Origin of the sequence: Aequorivita xiaoshiensis (assembly GCF_022008395.1) — a bacterium.
GTDB lineage: Bacteria > Bacteroidota > Bacteroidia > Flavobacteriales > Flavobacteriaceae > Aequorivita > Aequorivita xiaoshiensis.
Genome location: NZ_JAIRBB010000037.1, coordinates 1 through 1,943, shown reverse-complemented (window position 1 = coordinate 1,943; position 1,943 = coordinate 1). Strand labels below are relative to the sequence as shown.

Genomic DNA, 1,943 nt, shown 5'->3' with positions numbered 1-1,943 from the left:
GCGAAATAAAGCAACACGTGGATAAAAACGTTGCCTAACAATGTATAAAAAAAATAGGGCAAGTAAGTGCTAAAACCAATGGCTCAGGCTTATTTACAGCCCTACTTCTTTTATACTAAACGTTGTAAAACATACCAAAGAAAAATCCGACTGTAAAAAACACAATTCCAAATTTTGAAAATAGTAACTTTTAAGTTACCTTTGTGCCAATGGAAAAAGTTAGGAACGTAATACAGTACAAACATTATTTCGAAGAGTTTCTACTTGCTCAACCGAAAAAGATTCAGGACAAAATATTTAAGGTCTTCGAAATAATCGAAACCTTTCAACACGTGCCAAAAACCTATTTGGCACCAATGAAAACCCATAAAGGATTATATGAGGCTCGAATAAAATTAGGGTCGGATATCTGGCGGGTTTTTTGCTTCTTCGACAAAGGTAAGTTAGTTATACTCTTAAACGGATTTACAAAAAAGACGCAAAAAACACCGAAAAAAGAAATCGACAAAGCTGTCCGATTAATGAAAGAGTATTACCAAGAAAAAAACAAATAAGATGGAAACTAAAAGCTGGAAAGACATAAAAGATACCGTTTACGGAAAAAAAGGAACTGAACGCAGAGATGAACTCGACAGAGATTTTGAATCGTTTAAAATTGGTCTGCTTTTACGAAACGCACGAGAGGAAAAGAATCTGACTCAAGAACAACTTGGCGAACTTATTGACAAAAAGCGGACATATATATCCCGTGTTGAGAATAACGGTAGCAATCTGACTTTAAAAACCCTGTTTGACATCGTTGAGAAAGGACTTGGTGGAAAGGTTAATATTACAATCGAAGTTTAATTAAGTACGTTTTACAACATTGGCTATAAGTAATTGCTTGTTCTCGCCTACTTCTGAAAATCCTCACGGATTTTCAGCTGGGTGTGTACTTGCAAAGTTAAGTACTAACCCACGCAACTACTCATAGCCGAGACCGTTGGCAAACATTTGAAAACTGAAACGATAAATACTTGGAATGGGAAATAAGTTGAACTGAAAATTAGTTCTGACGGACTTTGTTATTGTTCAGTTTGCGGAGAAAAAGCGATTAACAAAGAATGGCGACAGTACGATGAAAACGGACATCCATCATATGATATTTGTAATTGTGGATTTGAATACGGATTTGACGACAACGGAGAGCCACCATATGAAAAAAGTTGGGAACGTTGTAGGACTCAATGGCTGGATGGGAAAATCGAAAGCGGAATATTTAAAAAACTGACTTTAATTCAAAAAAAAAAACAGCTTTTAAATATTGGAATCGACGTAAATAAGGAAAAAGGAACAATATAATGTTACAAAGTATTTCAAATATATCTTCGCCATTAGGAAATTCTATACTATTTGTGATTAGTATGGTTTTGGCTTTTTATGTTTTGGACATAGATACAATGATTATATTCTTAATTGGAACAATATTATTATCGCTATTTCTAACCATTTTCGGATTTTCAAAGAGACTTGGTTTCAAATACTTTATAACTGCTTTTTTTCCTGTACTCTGTCTTTTGATTCTTGCTTTTTTATTTTTCACTTTGCCAGGTTGGGTAATATTAGGAGAACTTGGTTTTGGTATTCCAGCACCACTACCGAATTAATAAAAAACGTTTGCCAACAAAGTATATAGCTCATAGCTAGTTAATTGCTTAATCGAAGTTAAGGCGTATTTGGAAAGTCGCCAAATTTTTAAATTTGACAACTTCCCAAAAAATAAAATAAATAGTAAAATTTAAAAATTCGGCTTGTGTTTTATCCGAATAGATAGCTTCTATTTTCAGCGCTACGTTTCATATACTAGACCGTTACCTGTAATTTGAAGAAAACCTATGAACAGATTTTTAACATCAATATTTTTCTTACTTTTTACAAGTTTGGGATTTGCACAAAATGGAAAA

At 33.5% G+C, this 1,943-nt stretch carries 3 protein-coding genes; all 3 read left to right on the top strand.

Annotated elements, in window-relative coordinates; translation table 11 throughout:
- Positions 1-209: 209 nt before the first annotated feature.
- The 3 genes from K8344_RS13820 to K8344_RS13810 all read left to right on the top strand — a co-directional run bounded on the left by K8344_RS13820 (position 210) and on the right by K8344_RS13810 (position 1,646).
- Positions 210-554 carry a type II toxin-antitoxin system RelE/ParE family toxin gene (locus K8344_RS13820; protein WP_237609268.1) on the top strand — a complete coding sequence of 115 codons (345 nt, stop codon included), beginning with the start codon at positions 210-212 and terminating at the stop codon, positions 552-554.
- Position 555: 1 nt separating this feature from the next.
- Positions 556-846, top strand: a complete 291-nt coding sequence (locus K8344_RS13815) for a helix-turn-helix domain-containing protein (RefSeq protein WP_237609267.1) — start codon at positions 556-558, stop codon at positions 844-846.
- A gap of 494 nt (positions 847-1,340) precedes the next feature.
- Complete coding sequence (locus K8344_RS13810; protein ID WP_237609266.1) at positions 1,341-1,646, top strand: hypothetical protein; 306 nt, start codon at positions 1,341-1,343, stop codon at positions 1,644-1,646.
- Positions 1,647-1,943: the final 297 nt, after the last annotated feature.

Excerpts from the sequence above, each read along its gene's own strand:
- K8344_RS13815 (WP_237609267.1), top strand. The coding sequence starts at position 556 with ATGGAAACTAAAAGCTGGAAAGACATAAAAGATACCGTTTACGGAAAA.
- K8344_RS13810 (WP_237609266.1), top strand. The coding sequence starts at position 1,341 with ATGTTACAAAGTATTTCAAATATATCTTCGCCATTAGGAAATTCTATA.
- K8344_RS13820 (WP_237609268.1), top strand. The coding sequence starts at position 210 with ATGGAAAAAGTTAGGAACGTAATACAGTACAAACATTATTTCGAAGAG.